The organism is Streptomyces sp. NPDC107521, from assembly GCF_055598485.1.
In genome coordinates this window covers 109,021-134,938 of record NZ_JBVKAT010000019.1, presented here as the reverse complement: position 1 = coordinate 134,938, position 25,918 = coordinate 109,021, and the positions used below count along the sequence as shown (strand labels likewise).

General features: G+C 75.8%; 17 protein-coding genes. 4 read left to right on the top strand and 13 right to left on the bottom strand.

Going from position 1 to position 25,918, the window contains the following annotated elements; genetic code table 11:
- Nucleotides 1-112: 112 nt before the first annotated feature.
- From ACZ7LB_RS25300 to ACZ7LB_RS25275, 6 genes are all read right to left on the bottom strand, one after another.
- Nucleotides 113-1,381, bottom strand: a complete 1,269-nt coding sequence (locus ACZ7LB_RS25300; RefSeq protein ID WP_471471485.1) for a cytochrome P450 family protein — start codon at nt 1,379-1,381, stop codon at nt 113-115.
- A gap of 449 nt (nt 1,382-1,830) precedes the next feature.
- Nucleotides 1,831-2,808 (bottom strand): nucleoside triphosphate pyrophosphohydrolase, encoded by a 978-nt coding sequence (locus tag ACZ7LB_RS25295; RefSeq protein WP_471471429.1) that lies wholly within the window; start codon nt 2,806-2,808, stop codon nt 1,831-1,833.
- Between the two features lie 238 nt (nt 2,809-3,046).
- Nucleotides 3,047-3,694, bottom strand: a complete 648-nt coding sequence (locus tag ACZ7LB_RS25290; protein WP_471471427.1) for a SurA N-terminal domain-containing protein — start codon at nt 3,692-3,694, stop codon at nt 3,047-3,049.
- A 594-nt stretch (nt 3,695-4,288) separates the two neighbouring features.
- Nucleotides 4,289-5,818, bottom strand: a complete 1,530-nt coding sequence (locus ACZ7LB_RS25285) for a protein kinase domain-containing protein (RefSeq protein ID WP_471471425.1) — start codon at nt 5,816-5,818, stop codon at nt 4,289-4,291.
- Entirely contained in the window at nt 5,815-6,573 is a 759-nt protein-coding gene (locus ACZ7LB_RS25280; protein WP_471471423.1) for a hypothetical protein, read from the bottom strand. Before ACZ7LB_RS25280 ends, ACZ7LB_RS25285 begins: the two co-directional genes overlap by 4 nt.
- A gap of 123 nt (nt 6,574-6,696) precedes the next feature.
- On the bottom strand, nt 6,697-8,802 hold the full coding sequence (locus tag ACZ7LB_RS25275) for an N-6 DNA methylase (RefSeq protein WP_471471421.1): 2,106 nt from the start codon (nt 8,800-8,802) through the stop codon (nt 6,697-6,699).
- A gap of 210 nt (nt 8,803-9,012) precedes the next feature.
- On the opposite strand from ACZ7LB_RS25275, the gene ACZ7LB_RS25270 reads away from it, so the two are divergent.
- Complete coding sequence (locus tag ACZ7LB_RS25270; RefSeq protein ID WP_471471419.1) at nt 9,013-9,717, top strand: hypothetical protein; 705 nt, start codon at nt 9,013-9,015, stop codon at nt 9,715-9,717.
- Nucleotides 9,718-9,741: 24 nt separating this feature from the next.
- Here the strand turns inward: ACZ7LB_RS25270 and ACZ7LB_RS25265 are convergent, their stop codons facing one another.
- Nucleotides 9,742-10,497 (bottom strand): HNH endonuclease family protein, encoded by a 756-nt coding sequence (locus ACZ7LB_RS25265; protein ID WP_471471417.1) that lies wholly within the window; start codon nt 10,495-10,497, stop codon nt 9,742-9,744.
- A gap of 172 nt (nt 10,498-10,669) precedes the next feature.
- Here ACZ7LB_RS25265 and ACZ7LB_RS25260 point away from each other — a divergent pair, with 172 nt between their 5' ends.
- Nucleotides 10,670-10,867, top strand: a complete 198-nt coding sequence (locus ACZ7LB_RS25260; protein ID WP_471471415.1) for an antitoxin — start codon at nt 10,670-10,672, stop codon at nt 10,865-10,867.
- A gap of 351 nt (nt 10,868-11,218) precedes the next feature.
- On the opposite strand, the gene mfd is transcribed toward ACZ7LB_RS25260, so the two are convergent.
- The 6 genes from mfd to ACZ7LB_RS25230 form a co-directional block, all read right to left on the bottom strand.
- Complete coding sequence (gene mfd, locus ACZ7LB_RS25255; RefSeq protein ID WP_471471414.1) at nt 11,219-14,752, bottom strand: transcription-repair coupling factor; 3,534 nt, start codon at nt 14,750-14,752, stop codon at nt 11,219-11,221.
- Between the two features lie 614 nt (nt 14,753-15,366).
- Nucleotides 15,367-17,937 carry an ABC transporter permease gene (locus ACZ7LB_RS25250; protein WP_471471412.1) on the bottom strand — a complete coding sequence of 857 codons (2,571 nt, stop codon included), beginning with the start codon at nt 17,935-17,937 and terminating at the stop codon, nt 15,367-15,369.
- The gene (locus ACZ7LB_RS25245; RefSeq protein WP_471471411.1) at nt 17,934-18,722 is read right to left on the bottom strand and encodes an ABC transporter ATP-binding protein; all 789 of its coding nucleotides are present in this window, start codon (nt 18,720-18,722) and stop codon (nt 17,934-17,936) included. The genes ACZ7LB_RS25250 and ACZ7LB_RS25245 overlap by 4 nt, the downstream gene beginning before the upstream one ends.
- Before the next feature lie 568 nt (nt 18,723-19,290).
- A complete protein-coding gene (locus ACZ7LB_RS25240) occupies nt 19,291-20,193 on the bottom strand; it encodes a cellulose-binding protein (protein ID WP_471471409.1) in 903 nt (300 codons plus the stop codon).
- A 595-nt stretch (nt 20,194-20,788) separates the two neighbouring features.
- Nucleotides 20,789-23,467, bottom strand: coding sequence for an SUKH-4 family immunity protein (locus tag ACZ7LB_RS25235; protein ID WP_471471408.1), 2,679 nt, complete (start codon nt 23,465-23,467; stop codon nt 20,789-20,791).
- Nucleotides 23,468-23,474: 7 nt separating this feature from the next.
- Nucleotides 23,475-24,467: an SMI1/KNR4 family protein gene (locus ACZ7LB_RS25230; protein WP_471471406.1), complete on the bottom strand. Its 993-nt coding sequence runs from the start codon at nt 24,465-24,467 to the stop codon at nt 23,475-23,477.
- Between the two features lie 271 nt (nt 24,468-24,738).
- On the opposite strand from ACZ7LB_RS25230, the gene ACZ7LB_RS25225 reads away from it, so the two are divergent.
- Together ACZ7LB_RS25225 and ACZ7LB_RS25220 are read left to right on the top strand one after the other, a co-directional pair.
- Nucleotides 24,739-25,269 (top strand): YwqJ-related putative deaminase, encoded by a 531-nt coding sequence (locus tag ACZ7LB_RS25225; RefSeq protein WP_471471405.1) that lies wholly within the window; start codon nt 24,739-24,741, stop codon nt 25,267-25,269.
- A 58-nt stretch (nt 25,270-25,327) separates the two neighbouring features.
- Nucleotides 25,328-25,822, top strand: a complete 495-nt coding sequence (locus tag ACZ7LB_RS25220) for an SUKH-3 domain-containing protein (RefSeq protein ID WP_471471403.1) — start codon at nt 25,328-25,330, stop codon at nt 25,820-25,822.
- Nucleotides 25,823-25,918: the final 96 nt, after the last annotated feature.

Here is a 25,918-nt window from a genome sequence, read left to right as displayed (position 1 = left end):
CGGAACAACGGCTCTGCCGCCGCACATTGATCCGTGAACGTATAGGCAGTCAATCACTTGTCACAAGTTCATGCCGCACAGATCACATGAGGATCACAAAGTTGAACAGCTGTCACTTTTCCGGCGCGGGCGGGGTGTTGTCCCCGGCCCGCCCGACGGGGGTGAACGACACCGGCAGGGTGCGCAGTCCGCGCATGATGAGCCCGCCGCGCCACCGCAGTTCGTCCGGGTCCGCTGCCAGCTCCAGGTCCGGGAGCCGGGTGAACAGGGTGTCCAGCGCGGTCCGGCCCTCCAGCCGGGCGAGCGGGGCGCCGAGGCAGTAGTGGATGCCGTGCCCGTACCCGAGGTGCTGGTTGTCACGACGGGTCAGGTCCAGGGTGTCCGGGTCCGCGAACCGCTCCGGGTCCCGGTCGGCGGCGGCCAGGACGACCAGCACCGGATCACCGGCGGCGATGTCCTGTCCGCCGAGGCTCAGCGGGCGGGTGGCGAACCGCCAGGTGGCCAGCTCCACCGGGCCGTCGTAGCGCAACAGCTCCTCCACCCCCGTCTCCAGCGGGGCGTGGTCCCCGACGGCCAGCGAGGACTGGAGGAGGTCGCGCTGGCCGGGGTGGGTGAGCAGGGCGTAGGTGCCGTTCCCGATCAGGTTGACGGTGGTCTCGAAGCCCGCGAAGAGCAGGATGAAGGCCATCGCCGCCGCCTCGTTCTCGGTGAGGTGCTCACCGTGGTCGGAGGCGCGGATCAGACCGGAGATCAGGTCCTCCCCCGGCACCGGCCCGGCCGGCAGGGCGGCGCGCTTGCGGTGGATCAGGTCGGCGAGGTAGCCGCGCATCTTCTTCACCGACCGGGCCACACCGCCGCGCGGTCCGCCGCCGTGGCGGATCATCATGCCCGCCCAGTCCCGGAAGTCGTCCTGGTCCTCGCGGGGGACGCCGAGCAGGTCGCAGATGGCGTGGATGGGCAGGGGGAAGGCGAACTCGTGGATGACGTCGGCGGAGCCGGTCCCGGCGAACCGGTCGACGAGCCCGTCGGCCAGCTCCCGCACCCGGGGGGCGAACTCCGCGACGCGGCGCGGGGTGAACGCCGTGCTGACCAGCCGCCGCAGCCGGGTGTGGTCCGGCGGGTCGATGTTCAGCAGGTGCGTCATCAGCTCGGCCTTGCGCTCACCGGGGATGCCCGTCCTGCCCCGGGCGTGCGCGGGCTCGTCGTGGTGGGCCGGGTTCTTGGACAGCCGGGGGTCGGCGAGGGCCTGCCGTGCGTCCGCGTACCGGGAGACCAGCCAGGCCTCCACCCCGCTGGGCAGCTCGGTCCGGTGCACGGGCGCGTGCTTCCGCAGCCAGGCGTAGGCCGGATACGGGTCGGTGGCGAACTCCCGGCTGAACAGGGCGGGAACGGGACCGGTGGCATCGGCACCGGTATCGGCGCCGGTGCCGGTGCCGCCCGCCGCGGCTGGCCCTGCTCCGGCTCCGGCTCCGGCTCCGGGACCATCGGCTCCGTGCGCGCCCGCGCCACCACCCGTCACCGGGCATCCGGACCCCGGCACGGGACCGGACTCCACCGGCGCGTCCGGCCCGGGGACCGGCCCCGGCACCGCGTCCGGACCGGGACCGGACTCCGGCCACCCGTCCGGACCGGGACCGGGCCGGGGCTCGGTCAGGGACCGGGGCTCGGGCTCCGGCCCGGGCGCCGGTACGGAACCCCGCCCCGCGCCCCCGGGCCCCGCCCCGTCCTCCGCCCCCGCGCCGCGGCCGCCCGCTCCCGCGCCGGAGCCGGAGCCGGAGCCGCCCGCCGCGGCCCCGTGGCCGTCGGCCGCCGGGCCGTCCGTGGGAGGTGTCATCCCTCGGCCCCCCGGATGGCGTCGCGGTAGGCGCGGGAGGCGGCGCGCAGCGCGGCCTCGGGGTCGACGCCCTCGGCCTCGGCGCGGGCGGCGAGGGACAGCAGCTCGTAGCCGACGCCCTCGCCCCGGGGCAGCGGCACGTCCAGCCCCGCCGTGCGCGCCCGGGAGGCCAGCTTGGCGGCGAGGGCCAGGGCGGGCTGGCCCATCGGCACGCCCTCGGTGACCGAGGTGCGCCGCTTCTCCACCGCCTTGGTGCGCAGCCAGTGCTCCCGGACCTCCTCGGGGGTCGTGGCCGTCGCGTCCCCGAAGACATGGGGGTGGCGGTGGACGAGCTTGTCGACGAGGGTGCCCGCCACGTCGTCCACGGAGAACGGCGCCTCGGGGTGCTCCTCGGCGATCCGGGCGTGGAAGACGACCTGGAGCAGGACATCGCCCAGCTCCTCGCGCATCTCCTCGCGGTCGCCCTCCTCGATCGCCTCGACCAGCTCGTAGACCTCTTCGAGGGCGTGCTTGGCCAGATCCTCATGGGTGCGCCGGGAGGACCAGGGGCACTCCACCCGGATGCGGTCCATCACCTGGACGAGATCCAGCAGCCGGGCACCCGGCAGGTCGTAGGAGGCGGGGAGCAGCTCCAGCTCGGGCATCCGCACCCGCCCGGAGCCCGCGAGGCGGGCCAGGCCGTCGGTGAGGGCGGGCTCGCCCGCGCCGGTCGCCACGACCACCACCGAGAGCCCGCCCGCGCAGGCGCCGACCAGCTCCTCGGCGTCCGGCGTCGCCTGCTCGACCTCGATGCCGGCCTCTCTCAGGTACGGGAGCTGCGGATGCGTCCCGTCGGCGCACAGCACGCGGTCGGCCGCGCGCAGCGCCTGCCAGGCGGGCCAGGAGAGCAGCCCCGGGGCGACACGGTGACTGGTGGTGAGGAGGACGATGCGGCCCTCGGCGGGGGTGGTCTGGGGACTGGTCGCGTTCACCATCAGAACGTAACCCACCCCGCCGACCGGCCCCCGGGTTGTCCACAGGCCCCGGCCCCGGCCGTCCACAGGCCCGGACCGACAGGCATACCGGCCCGTCGGTCACCCGGCCCGTCGGATACCCGGCCCGTCGGATACCCGGCCCGTCGGTCGCCCCAGGGCGCCGGTCGCTCCGGGCCGTCGTCCGGCGCCTCCCGGACCGTCCGGCGCGCCCGGGATCACCGGACGCCGGACGGCGCCGTCACACCGGCTGCTCGGACCCCGCCGCGGTGACCTCGCGCAGCCACGGCGTCTTCGCGTCGACGCGTCCGCTGCGCTCCGCGTCCCAGGTGCCGTAGCGCGGGTTCATGTCGATGCCGAGCCGCTCGGACGCCTCGGTGAGCGCCTTCCAGAACTGCGGCTGGCCGGTGTCGGTGCCGAGGCTGCGCGCGAGCTTCTGGGCCTTGAGCTGGAGCAGGAGGTTGTCGTCGAGCCGCTCGGGGGCGACCCCGTACTGCTGGAGCCAGGCCGTCTCCAGTTCCTTCGCGCCGCCCGCCTGCTGCTCCATGCCGGCCCGCATCCGCTGGACCTCCTTGCGGGTGACGGTCACGCCCGCCTCCTGGGCGGCACCGTCCAGCACCCGGTCCAGGACCATGCTGTGCAGGGTGTCGCGGGTGAGGCTGCCGGTGCGGGCGAGGACCTGCCGGTACTGCTCCTCGTCCGGCACGGCGGCCCGCTGCGCCTCGCGCACCTCGTCGACCCGGTTCTCCAGCTGGGCCACGGTGATCCGCTGGTCGCCCACGACGGCCGCCGCCCCCGGATGCGCGTCGTTCCCGCACGCGGTGAGCAGTGGTGCCGCGACGGCGATCGCGGCGGTGAGAAGGAGCGCGGTGCGACGGCGGCGGTGCAAGGAAACCTCCCGAGGAGATTGTGCGGCGGTGCACAAAGTCTTGCGATGATCGATGGTAGGCAGTGGGCAAGCTCTGGCCAACCCATTCGACCAACGATTCACGCCGACTTCGGGCACCGCCGGGTCCGGGCCGCCCCTTTCGGCGCATCCCGGGCTGACCGGGAGCAAACGGCCCATCCCCCGCGTCCGCCCCGTGCCGGGGCCGCGTCCGGAGGCCCCGGGCCGCCCTCCGGGCACCCGCCCCGCCGGGCGGCCGGCCCACCCGGCCCGGCCGCTGGGGGCGGCTGGGGCCTTTCGTTTGGATCGGGCCGGATCAGGGAGCGGGGTCCGGCGCCGTGCGTCGCGAGGCGAAGAAGGGAGTCGGGGCGGAGCCCCGGCGACCGACGACAACGCGGCGAGGTGCGGCCCCAGGGCCGCGAGCCCGGCATGATCCGAACGAGAGGCCCCAGTGACCTGAGTCAGAGATTCTTCGTCAGATCGCGGCCATCAGCCGGATGCCGTGCGGCCGGCAGGTGCGGCCCGGCCTGCTGACATCCGGCCTCCGGCACGCCGGGCAGCTCGCGAGAACTACCCGGATATCTCTGACTCAGGTCACTAGCGCACCTGGCCCAGCCACTGGAGGGTCCGGCGGACCTCGGACGCCAGCGGGTGCCCGGGGCCGTGCAGCAGTTCCACGTCGTGCAGCAGCCGGGCCAGGGTGTCGTGGGCGGCGGCCCGGTCGCCGAGGGCGAGCAGCAGGTGGCCGATCCGGCGGCGCACGTCGTGGGCGAGGTCGGGGTCCCCCGCCACGTAGCGGTTCTCGTAGTAGGGGAGCAGGGTGCGGTACTCGGCGAGGGCGGCGGCGGGCTCCCCGAGCTGTTCCAGGCACTGGGCCGCGTCGTAGCGGTGGCGCAGGGCCTGCGGGTCGGCGTGACCGGCCTCGGCGGCCCGCTCGTCGGCGAGACGGCGCAGCTCGGGCAGGGCGCGCCGGTACTGGCCGTCGTCCATGAGGGTGGCGGCGTACTGCTTGCGCAGGGTGCGCACGACCGGGGAGCGCTCCCCGTGCTGTTCGGCGGCGACGGGCAGGATGGCGCCCAGGATGTCGACGGCCTGGGTGATGAGGCCCTCCCCTAGGAGGCGCTTGACGTCGTCGACGGCGCGGGCGACGTCCGGCTTCCCGTCCCCGGCGGCGGGCGGCGCGGCGGCCGGGCGGGGCGCGGGGACGCGGGCCCGGTCGGGCCAGGGGGCGTGCGGGCGCAGGAAGGGCCGGGTGGGGTCCAGGGGCGCCCCGGTGGGGGTGCCGCGCGGGGGCAGCAGGGGCGCCAGCTGCTCGTAGACCTCCTGGGCGGAGGCGGGGCGGTGCTGCGGGTCCTTGGCGAGCAGGCGCAGGACGAGGGTCTCCAGCGCCTCGGGGACCTCGGGCCGGACGCGGCGCACCGCGGGCGGCGGCTCGTACAGGTGCCGGTGGAGCACGCCGAGGGCGGTGGACCCGGCGAACGGCACGTCGCCGCTGAGCAGTTCGTGCAGCAGGACGCCGAGCGCGTAGAGGTCGGTGTAGGGGCCGACGGCGCCGCCCATGGCCTGCTCGGGGGCCATGTAGGCGGGGGAGCCGATGGGCGAGCCGGTGTGGGTGAGGCGGGTGGTGTCGTTGTCCATGACGGAGGCGACACCGAGGTCCAGGACGGTGAGGGTGCCGTCCTGCTTCACCATCACGTTCCGCGGCTTGAGGTCGCGGTGGATGATCGGCACGGCGTGCACGGCGCTCAGCACGGCGCAGAGCTGGGCGGCCACGGCGACCGCCCACTGCCACGGGTAGGGCTGGTGCTCCGCGAGGTGGTCGGAGAGGTCGGCGCCGTCGACGTGCTGCATGACGAGGAACAGCTCCTCGCCCTCGCTGCCCGCGTCGTGGACGGTGACCAGGCCGGGGTGGTCGACCTGCGCGGTCACCCGGCACTCGCGGGCGAACCGGCGGCGCAGTTCGTCCGCCTCCTGTCCGGCCACCTTGTCGGGGCGCAGCAGCTTGACGGCGACGCGCCGGTCGAGCCGCTGGTCGTACGCCGTCCAGACCTGGCCCATGCCGCCCTGGCCGATGACGGTGGACAGGGCGTAGCGGCCGGCGACGACACGGCCGGTCGCGCCGGTCATCTGCCGCCCTCGCGCGGGCCGTCGCCGGTGGAGTCGTGCCGGCGGAGGTAGTCGCTGAGCTCGTCCAGCTCGGCGCGGACCTGGTCGATGCGGGCGGGCGCCCCGGGGGCGGCCGGCGGCTGCTGCCGCATCGGGGCGGGCGGGGCCATGGGGGCCGGGGGCGTCATCCGGGGCGGCGCGAACGGGTCCTGGGGCACGGCGGGCGGCGCTGCGTGCGGCACGGGGGTGTGCGGCGCGGGCGGGGTGCGGGGCGCGGCGGGCGCGGACACCGGGGCCGGGGCCGGGGGGTACGGCGCGGCGGGCGCCGGGACGGCGGGGTGGCCGCCGGTCTGCGGGACGGTGGTGCCCGTGTACGGCCCCGCGGGGTGCGGGTAGCCGTACGCCGGGGCGGCCGGGGCGGGGCCGCCGTGGCGGAGCCGGTGGAAGTGGCGGACGTCGGCGGCCAGGTAGTAGGCGATGACGGCGACCATCGTGCCCAGCAGCAGGGCCATCCCGGACCATCCGGCGGCCGTGTGTATCTCGTCGCCGGGCTCCCGGCCGATCAGGACCAGCGCGACGCCGTCGGCGAGGAACGCGCCGACGAACAGGGACCAGTCCAGGGCCCGGCGGGTGACGATCGCCAGGCGCAGCATCGCCGCCCAGGCCAGCATGCCGATGCTGAACACCGCGATGGCCACGAACAGCACGCGCAGGAGGACCAGCCACCCCGTCGCGGGCGGCCGCTTCGTCGGCGGCGGGTAGCCGGGGCCGTGCATGGCTGCTCCTGGAACATGGGAGGGGGACGTACGTGTCGCGTCGAGCGTATAGGGCGACCCGGACAGGTGGCCCGGGGTTGTACCGAACCGTTGTGGCACTGGTCATGTCCCGTGTCCCGGGGGTCAGTCGGGGGCCACGGTGCCGTCGGTGAGCCCGTCGTACATGCCCCGGACCAGCTGCTCGCCGAGGCGGCCCGCGAGCCTGAGCGTCCGCTCGAACTCGTCCAGGGCGCGGAAGTGCTCGCCGTAGCGCCGCTGGGCGTCCAGCGGGAGGCGGGGCAGCCGCAGCCGCCGCACGTCGAGCCGGGTGGCGGTGGAGGCGTAGCTGCTGGCGCGGCGGTTGTTGGCGGTGCCGCGCAGGAACCCGGCGAGGAACCAGGGGTCGAGGGCGGCCGGGTCGGGGCGGAGCAGGACGAGGTTGCGGCCCAGGGCGGCCCCGGCCGTGGCCGGGTCGGCGACGCGGGTGACCGAGCCGCCGCCGAGGACGGGCACGACGACGTCCCCGGCCTCGATCAGCACGGGTTCGTCGTCGCTCTCGGGGAGCGTGCCGGAGGGGCCGGTGCCGGCGAGGACGTCGTGGTCGGTGAGGACGGGCACCCGGGCGTGGCCGCCGCTGGTGCCGGTGCGCATCAGCAGGGCGCCGCCGCGGGCGAGTTCGCCGACGGTGGTCAGGGGCAGGCGGGGGGCGGGCCCGGCGGGCGCGGCCGGGGCGGGGGTGAGGCCGGTGGTCAGCCGGAGGGTCTCGCCGAGGCGGTCGCGCAGCTCGGCGAGGCGCGCGGTGCCGCCGCCGGCGGCGGGGGGCGGCAGATGGCGGGCCGGGGCCAGGTCGACGTCGTCGTCGAGGAGGTCGATGACGGGCAGCGAGCGGGCCAGACCGGGCCGTTCGTCGAGGTGACCGGTCCGGTCGAAGCCGCGCCAGGCGTCGAGGACGGCCTCCCGCAGGGCCCGCCAGTCGGGGCCGCCGCGCCCCTCCCCGGCGAACCGCCCGGCGTCGGCGAGCAGGAGTTCGGGCTGCGCGGGGGGCTGTCCGGGCCGCCGCAGCACCCACAGGTGGAGCGGGAGGTTGTACGGCGGCGCCGCGCCGGTGGGCAGCGCGACGACGGCCCGCAGGGCGCCCCGGCGCAGCAGGTCGGCGCGGACGCGGCGGCCGGAGCGGCGGGAGGCGGCGGCGGGCGGCATCAGCAGGACGGCGGTGCCGCCGTCCCGCAGCCGGGCCAGCGCGTGCTGCACCCAGGCCAGCTCGGACTCGGTGCGGGCGGGGAAGCCGTACTCCCAGCGGGGGTCGTAGGCGAGTTCGTCGTGCCCCCAGTTGCGTTCGTTGAACGGCGGGTGGCACAGCACGGCGTCGGCGCGCAGGCCGGGGAAGGCGTCGGCGCGCAGGGTGTCCCCGGCGGCGGCGCGGACGGTGGCCCTGGTGTGCAGGGCGAGCCGGAGGGCGGTGAGCGCGGCGAGGTCGGGGGCCGCGTCCTGGACGTACAGGGTGCGCCCGGGGGCGCCGGTGCCGGGCCGGTCGGCGGCGCGGGGCAGGGCGCCGGTGCCGCAGGCGGGGTCGAGGAGGGTGCGGGCGGGTCCGGCGAGGTCGGCCATGAGGGCGGCCAGGTCGGCGGGGGTGAGGTGGTACTGGCGGGGGTTGGCGTCGAGGTGGCGGCCGAGCAGGAACTCGAAGGTCTGCCGGGTGCCCTGCTCGGCGGCGAGTTCGGCGGTGCCGCGCAGCAGGGGCAGGGAGCCCCGGAGCGCGTCGGGGTCCGGTACTCGGACGGCGGGGGCGACGGGGTCCGCCGGGCCGTGGTGGCCGTCCGGGGCGGCGCCGTCCGGGACGCCGTCCGCCGGGGGGCCGCCGAGGCGGGCGGTGAGCAGGTCCTCCAGCGCCTCGCCCAGCGCCCCGGCGAGCCGGTCGTCGGGGGTGTCGCTGATCCGCAGCCAGCGGGCGGGCCGGTCGTGGAGCAGCAGGAGCAGGCAGCCGGCGTGGACGAGGGCGGTGACGGGGCCGTCGGGGTGACCGGCGATCTGCTGCCAGACCTGCTCCCGCAGCGGGACCTCGGCGAGCTTGCCGTGCTCGCGCAGCCACTCCTCCACCTCGGCGAGGGCGAAGGAGGGGCTGGCCTCGGTGCCGCCGACGGGCCGGGGGAAGTCGGTGTGGCGACGGCGCCAGTTGCTCACGGCGGCGCGGCCGACGCCCGCGAGCCGTGCGATCCCGGCGGCGGTCACCTCTGTCGCGTTGTCCTGCACCGGCCCGGCTCCCCTCGTCCCTGTGCGGGGCGCCCGTCCCCCGTGTGACGCCGAGCATACCGAGGAACACCGCCCCAACCCATTCACGCACGTGTACTCACACTCATACGTGAACCGTGTTGACTCGGTTCACACGGTCTGTTGTTATTGACCTCGCGAACGAGCGATGGCCGTCCAGAAGGCGTCGCCGCATCGGGAGGGGAATCCGTCATGGGCATGAAGGGCAGGATCGCTCTGGGCGCCGTCGTCGGGATCGTCGTCATCGGCGCCGTGTCGGTGGCCGGCGGGGACGACGGCGACGGCGGCTCGGGCGACCGCAACCCCGCCGCGGCGGCGGACAAGGGCGCGGGGGGCGCGAAGGACACCGGAAAGGACTCCGGGGACGCCGGCGGGAAGAAGAAGGAAGAGAAGAAGAAGGCGGCCTTCGGGGGCGACGGCGACTTCCGGGTGGGCGCGGACATCAAGCCCGGCACCTATCGCTCCACCGGCAACACCGACGACGGCTGCTACTGGGAGCGCGCCAAGGACGCCTCCGGCGAGCTGGACTCGCTGCTGGCCAACGACAACGTGACCGGCACGACCTACGTCACCGTCAAGGACGGCGACAAGCTCTTCAAGTCCAGCGGCTGCCGCGACTGGGAGGCCGTCGACCCGGCCGCCAAGGGCACCCCCGTCACCACCATGGCGGGCGACGGGGGCATGTTCGCCGTGGGCCGCGACATCGCGCCCGGGACCTACCGGTCCACCGGGAACACCGACGACGGCTGCTACTGGGAGCGGACCAAGGACGCCGAGCACGGGCTCGACTCGATCCTGGCGAACGACAACGTGAGCGGTACGGCGGTGGTGACGGTCAGTGCCTCCGACGCCTACTTCAAGACCGCCGGCTGCGGCGACTGGAAGAAGAGCGGCTGACCGCCACCCCCGCCCGGAACGGCGTCAGGCGGCGCACTGCTCCCGCATGGCGTCCTTGTCGGCCGTGGTCACCGGCATCGCGTACTTGACGGCGACCTGGGCGAACCGGGCCGCGTACGCGCAGCGGATGCCCTTGTCCGGGGGCAGCCAGGAGGCCGGACCGGAGTCGCCCTTCGAGGAGTTGGCCCGGCCCTCGACCGGCAGCAGGTTGAGCGGGTCGTTGGCGAGCTGCTTGCGCTTCGCCTCCGCCCACCGCGACGAGCCCATCTGCCAGCTGTAGGAGAGCGGCACCACGTGGTCGATCTGGACCGCGCTCGCCTTCTCCTTGCGCCACTCGATGGTCGTGCCGGTGTACGGGTCGCGCAGGGTCATGGAGATGACCACGCAGTTGGAGCCCTCGCGGAAGCGCAGCTTCTCGCCGTCCCGCTGGAGCAGGTCGTTGCGGGTGTCGCAGCCGTTGCGCGCCAGCGGGACACCGTCGGCGGTGTCCATCCAGGCGTAGCCGAACTTGTCCCGGGCGTAACCGGTCTTGGGGCCGCGGCCCTTGGTGCCCACGCTCTCTATCAGGGCCAGCGCCCCGGACCGGTCGGCGTCGGCGGTGAGCACGGCGAGGCCGGGCTTGGTGCCGTCGGGATTGACCAGCGGGCTGACGGCCCGTCCGTCCTGTGCCCCGGGCGCGGCCGCGGCGCCGCCGCTCGTCGCCGCCGAGGGGTCGTCGTCCAGCCCCTCGCAGCCGGTGACCAGCGCCAGGGTCGCGCACAGCGCCGCCCCCGTGCCCATCAGCCGTATTCTGCCCGCCCTGTGGTGCCGCCTCACGCGTGCCCCTCCCCTGATCGATCAACGTCGGCAATACCGTAGCCTCCCAGCGGACCAGGGCATAGAGGGCGTTGACGGGCATACACCGGGACTCGGGCGTATCGTCGGAGGGAGTCACGTCCGGAAGGAGCCCCGCATGGGCATCCTCGACAGGTTCAAGAACAACAAGGCCGCCAGGGACAAGGCCGGGCAGGCGTCCGACGCCGTCGAGCGGAAGATCAACGAGAGAACCGGCGGCAAGCACGAGCAGCAGGTCGACACCGCGCAGCAGAAGGCGGAGCAGCGGCTCGGCATGGACCGCGGCCGCGGCGGGGACCGGCCCGGCGACCACTGAGACCGCCCGGCCCGCGGGACGGGCCGGGCGTTCCGGGACCACGCGGGGACGACCGGACCCGCCCCCTACGGCCGGGAGCGGGGACCCACCTCCCCGCACGGCTTCGGGCCCGCCCCCGGTGCGGCTTCCCGGGGCCCTACGGCGGTGCGCGTCGCCGTACGGCCCCGGGCCGTCACGCCGGGGACGGGCCCGGGTACGGGCCGCGGGCACCGGCGGCCGGTACGGGCATCCGTCACCCGGTACGGGCCCCGTGACCGGGAGACCGGCCGGCGCCTCACGACCGGGGAGACCGGTTGGTGCCTCGCGACCCGGAGAGCCTGCCGGGCCAACGTGCCGGGGGGCCGGCCGGGGCTAGGACCCGGTGATCGAGGTCAGGAACTCCCCCACCCAGCCCAGCAGTTCCCGCCCGACCAACGGCTTGCCGCCGACCTTCGCGGTCTTCGGGCGGGGCACCAGCACCTGGTGGGCGGTGGGCTTGATGACCGAGCCCGGATAGAGCCGCTTCAGCCGCAGCTCCTGGGACTCCCTCAACTCCACCGGCGCGAAACGGATGTTGGCGCCCTGGAGGACGATCTCGCCGACGCCGCAGGCCCGCGCGAGCATCCGCAGCCCGGCGACCAGCAACAGGTTCTCCACCGGCTCCGGCAACTTCCCGTACCGGTCGACCAGTTCCTCGCGGACGGCGGCGATGTCCTCCTCGCTGCCCGCCGAGGCGATGGCCCGGTACGCCTGCAGCCGCAGCCGCTCGCCGGGCGCGTAGTCGTGCGGGACATGGGCGTCGACCGGAAGCTCGATCTTCACCTCCAGCGGCGGCTCCTCCTCCACGCCGCCCTCCAGGGAGGCCCGGTAGTCCGCGACGGCCTCGCCGACCATCCGCACGTACAGGTCGAAGCCGACGCCCGCGATGTGGCCGGACTGCTCGCCGCCGAGCAGGTTGCCCGCGCCGCGGATCTCCAGGTCCTTCATCGCCACGTACATGCCCGCGCCCATCTCGGTGTGCTGGGCGATGGTCGCCAGCCGCTCGTGGGCGGTCTCCGTCAGCGGCTTCTCCGGCGGGTACAGGAAGTAGGCGTAACCGCGCTCGCGGCCCCGCCCGACCCGGCCGCGCAGCTGGTGCAGCTGGCTCAGGCCGAAGTTGTCGCCGCGCTCGACGATCAGGGTGTTGGCGTTGGAGATGTCGATGCCCGACTCGACGATGGTGGTGGAGACCAGCACGTCGAACCTCTTCTCCCAGAAGTCGACGACGACCTGTTCGAGGGCCTGCTCCGACATCTGGCCGTGGGCCGTGGCGATCCGCGCCTCGGGCACGATCTCGCGCAGCCGGGCGGCGGCCCGGTCGATGGACTCCACCCGGTTGTGGATGTAGAAGACCTGCCCCTCGCGCAGCAGCTCGCGGCGGATCGCGGCGCCGATCTGCCGGGTGTCGTAGGGGCCGACGAAGGTCAGCACCGGGTGGCGCTCCTCCGGCGGCGTGGTGATCGTCGACATCTCGCGGATGCCGGTGACCGCCATCTCCAGGGTCCGGGGGATCGGGGTCGCCGACATGGTCAGCACGTCGACGTTGGCCCGCAGCTTCTTGAGCTGCTCCTTGTGCTCGACGCCGAAGCGCTGCTCCTCGTCGACGATGACCAGGCCCAGGTCCTTGAACTTCGTCTCCGACGAGAACAGCCGGTGGGTGCCGATCACCACGTCGACCGAGCCCTCCCGCAGGCCCTCCAGCACGGCCTTCGCCTCGGCGTCGCTCTGGAACCGGGACAGCGCCCGCACCGTCACCGGGAACTGCGCGTACCGCTCGCCGAACGTGCCGAAGTGCTGCTGCACCAGCAGGGTCGTCGGCACCAGCACGGCCACCTGCTTGCCGTCCTGGACGGCCTTGAAGGCGGCCCGGACCGCGATCTCGGTCTTGCCGTAGCCCACGTCGCCGCAGATCAGGCGGTCCATCGGGACCGTCTTCTCCATGTCCTCCTTGACCTCGGCGATGGTGGTGAGCTGGTCCGGCGTCTCCGCGTAGGGGAAGGCGTCCTCCAGCTCCCGCTGCCAGGGGGTGTCGCCGCCGAAGGCGTGGCCGGGGGCCGCCATCCGGGCGCTGTAGAGCCTGATCAGGTCGGCGGCGATCTCCTTGACCGCCTTCTTGGCGCGGGCCTTGGTCTTCGTCCAGTCCGCGCCGCCCAGGCGGTGCAGAGTGGGCGCCTCGCCGCCGACGTACTTGGTGATCTGCTCCAGCTGGTCGGTGGGGATGTAGAGCCGGTCGCCGGGCTGCCCGCGCTTGGCCGGGGCGTACTCCACCACGAGGTACTCACGGGTGGCGCCCTGCACGGTGCGCTGCGCCATCTCGATGTAGCGGCCGACGCCGTGCTGCTCGTGGACGATGTAGTCGCCCGCCTCCAGGGTGAGCGGGTCGATGGTCTTGCGGCGCCGCGCGGGCATCCGGGCGCCCTCGCGGCCGGCCGCCTTCTGGCCGGACAGGTCGGTCTCGGTGAGCACCGCGAGCCCGAGCCCGGGGTCGACGAAGCCGTGGTCGATGGCGCCGCAGGAGACGTGCACCACGGACGGGGCGAGGGTGTCGAGGTCCTTGTCGAGGCGGGCGGCGATGCCCTCGCCGCCGAGCACCTCGACGGTGCGGGACGCGGGGCCGTGGGCCTCCGTGACGTAGACCGTGCGCCAGCCGTCGGAGAGCCAGCCCTTGGTGTCGGCCAGCGCCCGGGCGGTGTCGCCCCGGTAGGTGTCGGGGGCGCGCATGCCGAGGGTGAGGGTGTCGGCCTCCTCCAGGGCGTCGTCGGCGGCGAACGGAGACACCGACCACCACATCATGCCCAGCTCGCGGGCCCGGTCCCGGACGTCCGCGATGGACCACAGGGAGGCCGCGCCCACGTCGATGGGGGCCTCGCCGCCGCCCGCCGTGGCCGCCCACGACGCCTGGAGGAACTCCTGCGAGGTGGCGACGAGGTCGGCGGCCCGGGTGCGGACCCGCTCGGGGTCGCAGACCACGCTCATCGACCCCTCGGGCAGGACGTCGAGCAGCAGCTCCATGTCGTCGACGAGGACGGGCGCCAGGGACTCCATGCCCTCGACGGCGATGCCCTCCGCGATCCTGCCGAGCAGCTCGCCCAGCTCGGGATGGCGCTCGGCGAGGACGGCGGCGCGCCGCCTGACCTCGTCGGTCAGCAGCAGCTCACGGCAGGGCGGGGCCCACAGCCCGTGCTCGGCGACCTCCAGGGAGCGCTGGTCGGCGACCTTGAAGTAGCGGATCTCCTCCACGTCGTCGCCCCAGAACTCCACGCGCAGCGGATGCTCCTCGGTGGGCGGGAAGACGTCGAGGATGCCGCCCCGGACGGCGAACTCGCCGCGCTTCTCGACCAGCTCCACCCGGGCGTAGGCGGCGGCCGCGAGGGCGGTGACCACCTCGCCGAGATCGGCGCGCCGCCCCGTCCGCAGGGAGACCGGCTCCAGGTCGCCCAGGCCCTTGACCTGCGGCTGGAGCACGGAGCGCACCGGGGCGACGACGACGGAGACGGGACCGGTCTCGGGGTCGTCGGGGCGCGGGTGGGCCAGCCGGCGCAGGACGGCCAGCCGGCGGCCGACCGTGTCGCTGCGGGGGCTGAGGCGCTCGTGCGGCAGCGTCTCCCAGGAGGGGTACTCCACGACGCCCTCGGGGGGCAGCAGCGAGCGCAGGGCGGCGGCCAGATCCTCCGCCTCGCGGCCGGTCGCGGTGACGGCCAGCACGGGGCGGCCCGTCCCGCGGGCCAGCGCGGCGACCGTGAAGGGGCGGGCCGCGGGCGGACCGACCAGGTCGACGTGCATGCGGGTGCCGTCGGAGGCCGCCGCGATCGCTTCCGCGAGGGCGGTGTCCTTGACGACGGCGTCGAGCAGACCGTGCAGGCTCATGAAGGGGCGCTTTCCGTCCGTGGACAACACGAAGAACCCGACGCGGGATGAAGGGGCCGGGGGCTCTCCAGCGTACGACGCCGCCCGCCCCGGCGCGGGGGCCTGTGGACAACGCCACCGCGCGCCCCGGGCCCGGGTCCGGCGAACGGGTTCCGCCCCCCGGAGCGCGCCCCGCGGCCGGGCTCCCCGGCGCGCGCCCCGCGGCCTACCGCTCCGGTAGGCACCCCCTGGGGCCGCGCACCCCCGTGCGGCCGTGCTCCCCCGGGCCGCGCGCCCCGTGCCGCCGTACTCCCCCCGGCCCCCGCGGAACGGCGTGCCCGGACGCCCGCCCCGCCGGGCGAGGGCTCCGCGCACCCGCCCCGCGGACAGGGCCCCGTGGCGCGCGCCCCGCGGCCGGGCCGCCCGGGGTCCGCCGGGACACGCCCCCCGGCACCGGGACCGGCAGCCCCCGGCCGGCCGGGGCGCCCCCGCCCGCCGCCGCTCCCGTGGCGCCCCCGCCACCGCACCGGCCCCGCCACCGCACCGCCGCACCGCCGCACCCGCCCCGTGACGGCCGTGAGCCCGGCGCCGGTCCCGTGGGACCCGGCGCCGGGCTCGTTCACGCACCCCCGCGGTCAGTCCGTGGCGATGGCGTTCAGGACGTTCATCCGGCCCGCCCGGAAGGCCGGGACCAGCGCGGCGAACAGGCCCACGAAGGCCGAGCCCACGAACACGCCGATGATCGTCGGCCACGGGATGTCGAGGACGTTCAGGCCCTCCATGGCGAGCAGCTTCTGCGCCGTGGTGCCCCAGCCCAGGCCCAGTCCCAGGCCCAGCAGGGCGCCGAAGAGGGCGATCACGACGGACTCCATGCGGATCATCCGGCGGAGCTGGCGGCGCGAGAGGCCGATGGCCCGCATCAGGCCGATCTCCCGGGTCCGCTCGACCACCGAGAGGGCCAGGGTGTTCACCACGCCCAGGACCGCCACGATGATCGCCAGGGCGAGCAGGCCGTAGACCATGTTCAGCAGCTGGCCGACCTGGTCCCGGAGCTCCTTCTTGTAGTCGCTCTGGTCGCGCACCTGGTACTGCGGGTAGTCGTGGAGGGACTTCTTCAGCGCGGCGTAGGCCTGCGTCTCCTGGCCGTCCGCGGCCTTGGCGAACATGATCAGGTTCGGCGGGACCTTCTCGGCCGGGAGGTACTTCCGCAGCGTGTCGATGCTGATGTACCGGGCCCCCTGGTCGATGGCGACGTCGTCGTCGGTGATCGCGGCGACCTTCAGCTTCGCGGTGTCGCCGCCCTTGAAGGCGACGGTGACGGTGTCGCCGACGCGCACCCCGTACTTCTCGGCGAAGTCCGAGCCGACCGACATGGCGTCGGTGCCGTAGGCGTCCGCGAGGGTGCCCCCTGTGGTGGCGCGGCGCACATCCTCGGCGTACGTCGGGTCGGCGGCGGTGAGGCCGTCGTCGTCGCTGCGGCCGTCGGCCAGGGTCAGCCGGGCGTCGATCACCTTGTACCGGGTGACGTGGTCCAGTCCGGGCGTGTCGCGCATCGCCCGCTCGGCCTGCGGCACGATCGGCTGGCGGCCCTCGACGATGAAGTCCGCGCCGACCGAGCGGTCCAGCTCGCTGGTGGCCGAGGCGACCATCGAGGAGCCGACCACCGACAGGCAGGCCACCAGGGCCAGGCCGATCATCAGCGCGGCGCCGGTGGCGCCGGTGCGGCGCGGGTTGCGCAGGGCGTTGCGCTCGGCCATGCGGCCGACCGGGCCGAAGGCCCGCAGCAGCACCGCGCTGATCACCCGGACGACCCCGCCCGCCAGCAGCGGGCCGATCGCCACGAAGCCGACCAGGGTGAGCACCACGCCGAGTCCGAGCATCGACGCGCCCGTGCTCGACGAGTCCGCCGTGCCGGCGGCGTAGAGGGCGGCGGCGCCGGCACCGGTGAGGACCAGGCCGATGATGCCCCGGACCAGCCCGGACCGGCCGTCGGCGGGGGTGCCGGCCTCGCGCAGGGCGGCCATCGGGGAGACCTTGCCGGCCCGGCGGGCGGGCAGGTAGGCGGCCAGCACGGTGACGACCACGCCGAGGACCATGCCGGCCACGGGGGTCGTCGCCCTGACGGTCAGGTCGTCGGTGGACAGCTCCATGCCCGTCATCGCCATCAGCTTCATCAGGCCGACGGCGATGCCGATACCGGCCCCGACGCCGAGCAGCGAGCCGACCAGGCCGAGGAGCAGCGCCTCGACCAGCACCGAGCGGTTGACCTGCCGCCGGGAGGAGCCGATGGCCCGCATCAGGCCGATCTCCCGGGTGCGCTGGGCGACCAGCATGGAGAAGGTGTTGACGATCAGGAAGATGCCGACCAGGAAGGCGATCCCGGCGAAGCCGAGCATGGCGTACTTGATGACGTCCATGAACTCGCCGACCTCCGCGCGGTTCGCGTCGGCGTTCTCCTCGGCCGTCTGGACCTCGTAGGCGCCCGCGCCCAGGGCGGCGGTGACGTCCCGCTTGAGCAGCGCGTCGTCGACGCCGTCCGCGGCGGTGACGTTGACCTGGGTGTACCGGTCGGTGGCGCCGAGCAGGCGGTGCTGCGCGGTGGCGGTGTCGAAGTAGACCACCGCGGCGCCGGGGTTGGTGACCTTGAAGGCGGCGACGCCCACGATCCGGGCGGTGAAGTCGCCGGTCTGCGCGATGGTGCGCAGTTCGTCGCCGATCTCCAGACCGTGCTTGTCGGCGGTGTCGGCGTCGACCATCACCTCCCCCGGGCCGCGCGGCTCGTGCCCGGACTCGATCTTCATGGACCGCAGCTCGCCCCTGCCCCAGTTGCCCGCGATCGTGGGGGCACCGCTGGTCGGGCCGACGTCCTTGTTGTCGCCGTTGACGACGGTCACGTCCATCGAGACGACGGCGCCCTCGGCGGACGCGACGCCCTCGACGGAGCGGACCCGCTCCAGCAGCGAGGCGGGCAGCGACTCGGGCCTGCCCCGGCCCTGCGCCCCCTCGTCGTTCCCGGCGTCCTTCGGCAGGACCGTGACGTCGGAGGCGGTGGCGGCGAACAGCTTGTCGAAGGTGGTGCCGACGGTGTCCGTGAACACCAGGGTGCCGCAGACGAACGCCACCGACAGCAGCACCGCCACCGCCGACAGCGCCATGCGGCCCTTGTGCGCGAAGAAGTTGCGCAGGGAGGTTCTCACCACGGTCATGACGTGCGCCCCCGGGCGTCGAAGTCCTTCATGCGGTCGAGGACGGCCTCCGCGGTGGGGCGGTGCATCTCGTCGACGATGCGGCCGTCGGCGAGGTAGAGCACCCGGTCCGCGTGGCTGGCGGCGACCGGGTCGTGGGTCACCATCACGATGGTCTGGCCCAGTTCGTCGACGGAGCGGCGCAGGAAGCCCAGCACCTCGGCCCCGGCCCGCGAGTCGAGGTTGCCGGTCGGCTCGTCCCCGAAGATGATCTCGGGCCGGGCGGCCAGTGCCCGGGCCACCGCGACCCGCTGCTGCTGGCCGCCGGAGAGCTGGTTCGGGCGGTGCCTGAGGCGGCCGGCCAGGCCCACGGTCTCCACGACCCGGTCCAGCCACGCCTGGTCCGGCCTGCGGCCGGCGATGTCCATGGGGAGGGTGATGTTCTCGATGGCGTTCAGCGTCGGCAGCAGGTTGAACGCCTGGAAGATGAAGCCGATCCGGTCCCGGCGCAGCCGCGTCAGCTTCTTGTCCTTCAGGCCGGTGATCTCGGTGTCGTCGAGATGGATGCTGCCGGACGTCACGGTGTCCAGACCGGCCAGGCAGTGCATCAGGGTGGACTTGCCGGAGCCCGAGGGCCCCATGATCGCGGTGAACCGGCCGCGGTCGATGTCCACGTCCACGTGGTCGAGGGCGACGACCCGGGTCTCCCCCGAGCCGTACGCCTTGACTATCTGCCGGGCCCTCGCGGCGACGGCCGTAGGCCCTCCAGTGCTCCCCTGCCTGGGAATGGTCACGGCCGATGTCATCTCATGTCTCCTATATCGGTTGTCCGACGGGCCGCCGGTGCCGTCCGGCCGCTCCGCGCGGGCGGTGCGGCCGGCGCCTGGTCGGTGCCGGGGTCCGGTCGGTGCGTTTCCGGCCGGTGCGGCCGGGGGGTGCGGCGCCGGCCGGTGCCGCCGCCGTGCGCGGCGGTCCCGTCCGGTCCCGCGGTGCGGTGGGCGCCGTCCCGGTGGTGTCCCGGGCCCGTCCCCGCACGGAAGAGTCTGCCGGGGGCGGGGGGTCCTCCGCGCTGGTGCTCGGCGCACTCTTCACCGGGGGAAAACCCCACCCCCGCGGCTCCGGTTCACCGCCCCCCGCCGTGCGTCACCAGACTAGGGAGACCACCGCCCTCCCCACGTCCTCCGCCGGTACGACCTCTCCCCCACCCGCAGTACGGAGCATCCCCTAGGGGCAGTCAGCCCCTCGGTGTACCTCGTCTCGGGGTCGCCTCCCCCGCCGGTAGCACCCGGCCTCCATCCTGACGTCACGTCAAAATCCTTCGGAAGAAGGAGAATCCACCGTCCGGGGCGGTGGACCGGGGAGGTCCCGCGGGTGTCAGGGGTGACGCTCGGCCAGTTCCTCCGCCCGGCCGGACAGCGCCTGGAGGCGGGCCCGCACGGTGTCCATCTCGGCCTGCACCGCGTCCCAGAGCTCCCCGTGCTCGCGCAGCACCCGCTCGGTCTCCCGGGCGCTCTCCCGGGCCCGCGCCGTGGCCGCCCCGGTCAGCTCGGCCGCCCGCTCCCGGGCCTCCTCGTCGCGGCGCCCGGCCTCCGCCTCGGCCTCGGCCACCTCGTGGCGGGCCGCCGCGAGTTCCCGCTCGGCCGCCTCCGCCAGCTCCGCCCGGCGGGCGTCCAGACCCGCAACCCGCCTGGCGTCCGCCCGCTCGGCCCCGGCCAGCGCCTCGGCGTGCTCCCGGCCCTGCCCGGAGAGGGTGCTCCCGGCCCGCCGCCGGGCCTCGCGCACCAGCGCCAGGGCCTCCCGGCGCCCGGCCTTCGCCTCGCGCCGGGTGGTGATCCGCAGCGCGTCGGCCTCGGTCCGCGCCGCGAGCAGTCGCTGCCGGGCCCACTCGTCGGCCCGGGTCCGCTCCGCGGCGGCGTCCGCCTCCGCCGCCCCGAGCACGGCGTCGGCGTACGCCCCGGCCTCCTCCCGCGCCTCGCGCGCGGCACGGCGGGCGTCCTCGCGCAGCGCCTCCGCCTCCTCCTCGGCCAGGGCGAGCAGGCGCCGCGCCCGCTCCCCCAGCCCCTCGTACGTCTGCGGGGCGAGTCCGGCGACCGTCTCCCGCAGCCCGTCCAGCTCCTCGCCCATCTCCCGGGCCAGCACCGTCAGCCGGGCGGCCCGCTCCCAGGCGGCGTCCCGCGCCAGGGACATCTCCCCGAAGCGGGCGTCGACCCGGTCGGGCCGGTAACCGCGCCCCCGTACGGCCGTGAATCCGTGCGGCGACGCCGATGCGCTGCTCATGCCGGTACCCCTGTTCCGCCCGTCGCGACTACTGCCTCACCCGATTCCATGACAATCAGCGGATATCTTGGCGGAGCGGATCAAGCACGCATAATCCGACACTCCGGGTGAGAGGGGCGCGAGGAAGCGCGGAAGGCGGAGCACGACGGGGCGCACGGAACCCGCGCGCGGTCGGCACACCGCCCCGGCCCCCTCCCGGAGGGGGCGCCGGACCCGCCGGGGACACCCCGTACGGGCGGGGCGGGACGGCACCGCGGGGGCCGTCGCCCGGAGGGAGGACAGGCCCGGCCGTACGGGGGACCGCCGCGGGGGTGGCCCTACGGGGAGCCGTACCGCCGCGGGAGTGGCCCCCCACGGGGAGCCGTGAGGGACGGCCCGCACGAGGGCGGTGGGCGGCCGGCCCTGCGACGGCATCCCTGCGGGGGGCGCGGCGGGAACCCCGGGAAGAAGAGGACGGGACCGGGGTGCCGGAAACGGCCGGGGGGGCGGAAAACGGCCGGGGCCGGAGGAGAAGGGACGGGGACGGGGACGGGCCCGGGTCTCCTGCCGGAGGAGTGGCCGGGACCGGCCCCGTCGGGGTGTCAGCGGGGGCGGGTCAGAGCAGTCCGTCCCACATCTGCTCCAGCAGCACCGACCACCAGCTCTCCGGCGAGCCCAGCGCCGCCGGGTCCAGCGAGGCCAGTTGCGCCTGGAAGTCCACCGTCCAGCGGCCCGCCTGCTCCTGGTTCAGCCCGAACCGGAGCCGCCACATCCGGCCCAGCAGCGCCAGGCAGCGCGCGAACTCCGGCAGCCCGGTGTTCACGAACTGCGGCGGCACGGGCGCTCCGCCCGGCCCCGCCTCCACCGGCACCGCCACGATGTTCGCCGTGCCGTACTGCACGCACACCGCCCGGCCGAAGTCGCTGCCGACGACCAGGTAGGAGCCCGCGTCCGGGGCGGGCTGCACCCCGCGCTCGGCCGCCAGCTCCGCCAGCGTCGGCACCGGGCGGCCCGGCTGGGCCTGGGCCCAGAAGAAGGGGCCCATGTCCATCGGCAGCCCCGCCGCGACCAGCGTGTGCGCCACCACCGGCGGCACCCCCTGGCGGGAGACGGCGGCCTGCTCGAACCGGAAGACACCCGGCCCGAAGGCACCCGCCAGCTCCTGCCCGATGCCCTCCGGCGGGACCGGCGGCGCCGGCTGCACCGGGGGCAGCGGCGCGCGCACCGGCGCCGGGCGGGCCGGTCCGTCGGCCACCTGGTGCAGCTCGCCCTGGTGGGCCAGGAGCTGCGCCATGCCCTGCTGACGGCTCGCGTGGTCGGTGCCGTACGGGGCGATGGAGGTGATCCGCGCCTGCGGCCACTGCTCCCGGATCATCCGCGCGCAGTAGGCGCCCGGCAGTTCGCAGGACTCCAGCTCCGTGTGCAGCTCCAGCACCTGGTCCGGCGGCACGTTCATGGCGCGCAGCTCGTGGAAGATCTGCCACTCCGGGTGCGGTGTGCCCGGCGCCGAGCGCCGGATGAGCTGCTGCTCGGACCCGTCCTGGGCGCGGTAGCGCAGCACCGCCTGGTACCCGGGGCCGACGATCGGCAGGCCGGGCGGCGGCTGCGGGTAGCCGTAGCCCGGCGGCACCGCGCCGGGCGGCGCGGGCCGCGGCGCCCCGTGCGGGACGGCGCCCGCCGGGACCCCGGGGGCCGGGGGCGGCGGCGGCACGGCGGGCCCGGGGACGGGGGGCGCGGCGAGCATCGTCTCCGCGTGGTGCACGGCACCTCCCGCACCGCCCGCGGAGGCGCCGGGCGCGGCCGGGCGGCCGGGCGGCGCGGGCACGCCGCCGGGGCGGCCCGGGTCGGCGAGCATCGTGGCGGCGTGGTGCGCCCCGCCCGGCGGGGTAGCCCCGGGGGGCGGCGGGGTGCCGGGGGCGGCCGGGGGCCGGGGCGCGCCCGGCGGCGGGGTGCCCTGCGGGGGCGTGCCCGGTCCGCCGGGGCCGAGGGAGGAGACGAGCTGGGTCGGCGCGTAGCCGCCGGCCGGCGCGCCGGGCGCCGGGGGCGGGGTGCCGTCCGGCCGCGCGCCCGGAACGCCCGGGGCGCCCGGCGGATGCGGGACGCCCGAGGGGCGGCGCGGCGGGGGCGCCGCCCTGCTGGTCGCGGCGTCGGCGATGTCCCCGGCGTTCGGCGCCGGGTGACGGGCGGCGGGGTCCTGTCCGGCCCCGGGCGGCGGGGTGCCGGGCACCGCGGGGGCGACCGGCGGGGGCGCCGCGGACCCGGGCACGGGGCCCGGCGGCGGGGTGCCCGGCGCGGCGGGCACGGACGGCACGGCGCCCCCGCCCACGGCACCGGTGCCGGCACCCGGCGCTCCGGACGTGCCCGGCGCACCCGGTGCTCCCGGCGCGTCGGGGTCGTCCAGCGCGGGCGACAGGGCCGTCGCCGGGAGCCCGCTGCCGCCCGACATCAGCGTCGTCCTGGCCTCCGACCCCGGCGGCGGGGTGTCCTGCGGGCCGAGCACCGACAGCGGCGGCGAGAACACCGTCTCGGGCAGCGGCACCGAGCGGTCCTCACCGGCGTCGGCGGTGGTGGTGTCCGTCCCGGCCCAGGGCGTCGCCCCGGCGGGCACCCCCGGGGCGCCCGGAACCGCCGGGGCGCCCGGGGCCCCGGTGTCCGCGCCGCCGTCGGCGGCCGGTGCGGCGGACGGCCAGGCCGAGCCGCTCTCCGGCGCGCCGGGAGCCGGGGTGCCCGGAGCAGGGGTGCCGGGAGCAGGGGTGCCGCCCATGGGCACGCCCGCCAGGGTCTCGGCGAGACCGGGATCCGCGCCGCCGGGGGCGTCGCCGCCCGGGGTCCCGCCGGTGCGCTCCCCGGCGCCGCGGTCCCCGGTGCCGTCGTCCCGGGCGTCGTCCCGGGTGTCGCGGTCCCCGCGCCCGCGGTCCGGGATGCCCAGCTTGTCCGCCGCCTCCTGGAGCCACTCCGGGGGGCTCAGCAGGAACGACGTCTGGTTGAGGTCCATCCGGGCCACCGGTGCCGGAGCCGGTTCCCCGGCCTCCTCGGCACGGCCGTACTCCTCCTCGTACCGGCGGATCACCTCGCCCACCGGCAGGGCCGGCCACAGCGTGGCCTCGCCGCTGTCCCGCGCGATCACCAGCCGCTGCAGGCCCCCGTCGGAACGCGGCCCCTCGGGCCGGTCCTCGGCCCACACCACGAACCCCAGGCCGAACTCCCGCACCCGCACCTCGCGGTGCTGGTACGCGGGCACGTCGCCGTTGACCCACTCCTCGGCGCGCTCCTGCGCCTGCGCGAACGTCACCATCGTCAGCTCACTCCCCCACGGGCGACGCCATGGGCACCACACGCGCGAATCCGCCGTCCACCATCAGGTTCGCCACCGTCTCCAGCTCGGGCGGGGAGCCCGCCAGCCGGGACAGGAAGGCGTCGAAGTCGTCACCGCACGGCAGCAGCAGCCGCTCCACCCGCTCCGCCGGGGGCCACGAGGGGTCCACGTCCCGCGCGTCGTCGTAGGCGCAGAACCACACCGAACCGGTCCGCTCGCCCTTCACCTTCACGGCGAGCAGCCCGCCCTGGACGAACGCGACGCCCAGGTAGTCCTTGGTCAGGTGGTCCCGCAGGCACTTGTTGACGTACACCAGGTCGTTGACCGCCGCCTCCTCGCGCACCGTGAAGAACGGCTGGTCCACCAGGAGCCCCAGCTCGGCGTCGAGGGCGGTGCCCACCGGGGCGCAGCCGCCGGCCGCCTTGAGGAAGGACCGGTAGGCGCCGGGCAGCCGGTAGCCGAGGTCCTCCTCGACCCCCTGGACCTGCTGCTCCGTCACCGCCACCCCCGACTTCGGCAGTCCGAAGTGCGCGGGACGGGTGTCCTGGAGCGGGCGGGTGCCCCGCTTGCCGTGGTCCACCGCTGTCGTCGCGATCCCGCCGTGGTGCCGCAGCAGCGCCTTGACCTCGACCGGGACCAGCTCCAGCCGCCGGGTCCCGGCCACGTGGTGCCAGGTCCAGCCGTGCGGCGTCGCCACCGCCGGGACCGTGGCCCACAGCTCGTGGCCCGAGGCCGACAGCGCGGCGTTCGCCGACACGTAGTCCGTCAGCCGCAGTTCGTCGACGCCGAAGCCCTCCGGCGGCTCGGCGATCTCCGCCACCGCGCGGGCGTACGGCGAGAACCCGGGGTGGCCGCCCTCGTCCACCCGCACCCCTCGGGGGTGGCGGGCCGCCCGCACCGGGTCCGGGAAGTGGACCACCTGTCCGGCGTAGGCCGCGTTCGGCGGCGCGGCTCGTCCCCCGGGCCGACCTGTCGTCATGGCGGTTGCCCCCTGCGGCGTCTGTCTGTCTGCACTGGTCGTCACCGCCGCACCAAGGGGCGGTGACGACAGCCTAAGCGGTACGGCGGAGCCGGTCACCGGCACCGGCCGACCCGGCCGGGGACCGCCCCGCCGCCACCGTGACCAGCCGTCACCCTGTCGTGACGGACCGCCCCCTTGGTGGCGTGTCGCCCCGCCCCAGCTTCCCCACCGGCCCCGCGATTTGGCACCCTGGACGGTCCGGGGGGATGCCCAGGAGGGGAAGACGACCATGAGTGCGACGCAGACGGGACCACACACCGGCAGGGCCGACGACCCTCGAACCGGTGACCCCCGCATCGGCTGGAGCGCTCCCGAGGTCCCGCCCGCGCCCGTCCTGCGCCACCGCCGCGACGGCATCCTCCCCACGGTCGCCGCCGCCCTCTCGGTGCGGGGCACCACCCTCACCGGCACCGCCTCCCGCGCCGACGCGCCGCCCGTCCTGCACCACCTGGTGCAGGACTTCCTGGACGCCCTCAGCAGCGGGCAGCGCGACCGCTCCACCGGGCGCTGCGCCGAGACGGTGCTGATCTCCCGGCACCTGGCCACCGCCGACGCCGCCCGCAGCAAGCGCGCCTCGCGCAAGCCGATGACCAACGGCGAGGCCCGCAAGGCGCTCAAGCACGCCAAGCTCACCACCCGCCGCATCCGCGAGGACGGCGACCCCCTGCACGGCGCCTTCGCCTCCCCCTGCCGCGCCTGCACCGCGCTCAGCGACCACTTCGGCGTCCGCGTCGTCGACCCGGCCGACGGCGCCGGCTGACCGACCGGGCCCCGGGCCCCCGCCGCCTCCCCCCACCACCTCTGACGAACCAGGGCAGATGCACGCCGACCGCACCTCCACCACCCGTTTCCCCGTCCCCGTCGACGCCGCGCTGCGCGACGCGGGATGGCAGCCCGGCCGCTGGGACATCAAGCAGGCCGAGGTCTGGGCCGACACCCTGCGCGACCACACCTCGCCCGCCGGGCACCGCCACGCGGTGTTCCCCGCCGCGGTGGAGGCGTGGGCCGAGTTCGGCGGGCTGCGCCTCACCCCCACGGGGCCCGGCCGGCGGATCGCCCCCGCCGAACTCGACCTGGACCCCCTGCACGGCCTGCACATGGCGCGCACCCTCGGGGACCTCGGGCGCGCGCTCGGCACGCAGACGTGCCCGCTGGGCGCCGAGCCCGGCAGCGGGACCCTCCTCGCCGTCGACGGGGAGGGCCGGGTCTACGCCCTCGACCACACCGGCGACTGGTACCTCGGCCCCGACATCGACACCGCCCTGACCGCCCTGGTGGCCGGGGCCCGGCCCACCCGCCTCACCACGGCCTGACCCGGCGCCGGACGACCGGCCCGGACCCGCACCGGCCCCGCACCGCGGCTCCCGGGACCCGCGCACGCCGGGCAAGCCGCGCAAGCCGCCGGCCGG

Coding starts and splice junctions, on each gene's coding strand:
- ACZ7LB_RS25295 (WP_471471429.1), bottom strand. CDS start 2,808: ATGGTGAACGCGACCAGTCCCCAGACCACCCCCGCCGAGGGCCGCATC.
- ACZ7LB_RS25285 (WP_471471425.1), bottom strand. CDS start 5,818: ATGACCGGCGCGACCGGCCGTGTCGTCGCCGGCCGCTACGCCCTGTCC.
- ACZ7LB_RS25280 (WP_471471423.1), bottom strand. CDS start 6,573: ATGCACGGCCCCGGCTACCCGCCGCCGACGAAGCGGCCGCCCGCGACG.
- ACZ7LB_RS25270 (WP_471471419.1), top strand. CDS start 9,013: ATGGGCATGAAGGGCAGGATCGCTCTGGGCGCCGTCGTCGGGATCGTC.
- ACZ7LB_RS25265 (WP_471471417.1), bottom strand. CDS start 10,497: ATGGGCACGGGGGCGGCGCTGTGCGCGACCCTGGCGCTGGTCACCGGC.
- ACZ7LB_RS25260 (WP_471471415.1), top strand. CDS start 10,670: ATGGGCATCCTCGACAGGTTCAAGAACAACAAGGCCGCCAGGGACAAG.
- mfd (WP_471471414.1), bottom strand. CDS start 14,752: ATGAGCCTGCACGGTCTGCTCGACGCCGTCGTCAAGGACACCGCCCTC.
- ACZ7LB_RS25250 (WP_471471412.1), bottom strand. CDS start 17,937: ATGACCGTGGTGAGAACCTCCCTGCGCAACTTCTTCGCGCACAAGGGC.
- ACZ7LB_RS25245 (WP_471471411.1), bottom strand. CDS start 18,722: ATGACATCGGCCGTGACCATTCCCAGGCAGGGGAGCACTGGAGGGCCT.
- ACZ7LB_RS25240 (WP_471471409.1), bottom strand. CDS start 20,193: ATGAGCAGCGCATCGGCGTCGCCGCACGGATTCACGGCCGTACGGGGG.
- ACZ7LB_RS25235 (WP_471471408.1), bottom strand. CDS start 23,467: ATGGTGACGTTCGCGCAGGCGCAGGAGCGCGCCGAGGAGTGGGTCAAC.
- ACZ7LB_RS25230 (WP_471471406.1), bottom strand. CDS start 24,467: ATGACGACAGGTCGGCCCGGGGGACGAGCCGCGCCGCCGAACGCGGCC.
- ACZ7LB_RS25225 (WP_471471405.1), top strand. CDS start 24,739: ATGAGTGCGACGCAGACGGGACCACACACCGGCAGGGCCGACGACCCT.
- ACZ7LB_RS25220 (WP_471471403.1), top strand. CDS start 25,328: ATGCACGCCGACCGCACCTCCACCACCCGTTTCCCCGTCCCCGTCGAC.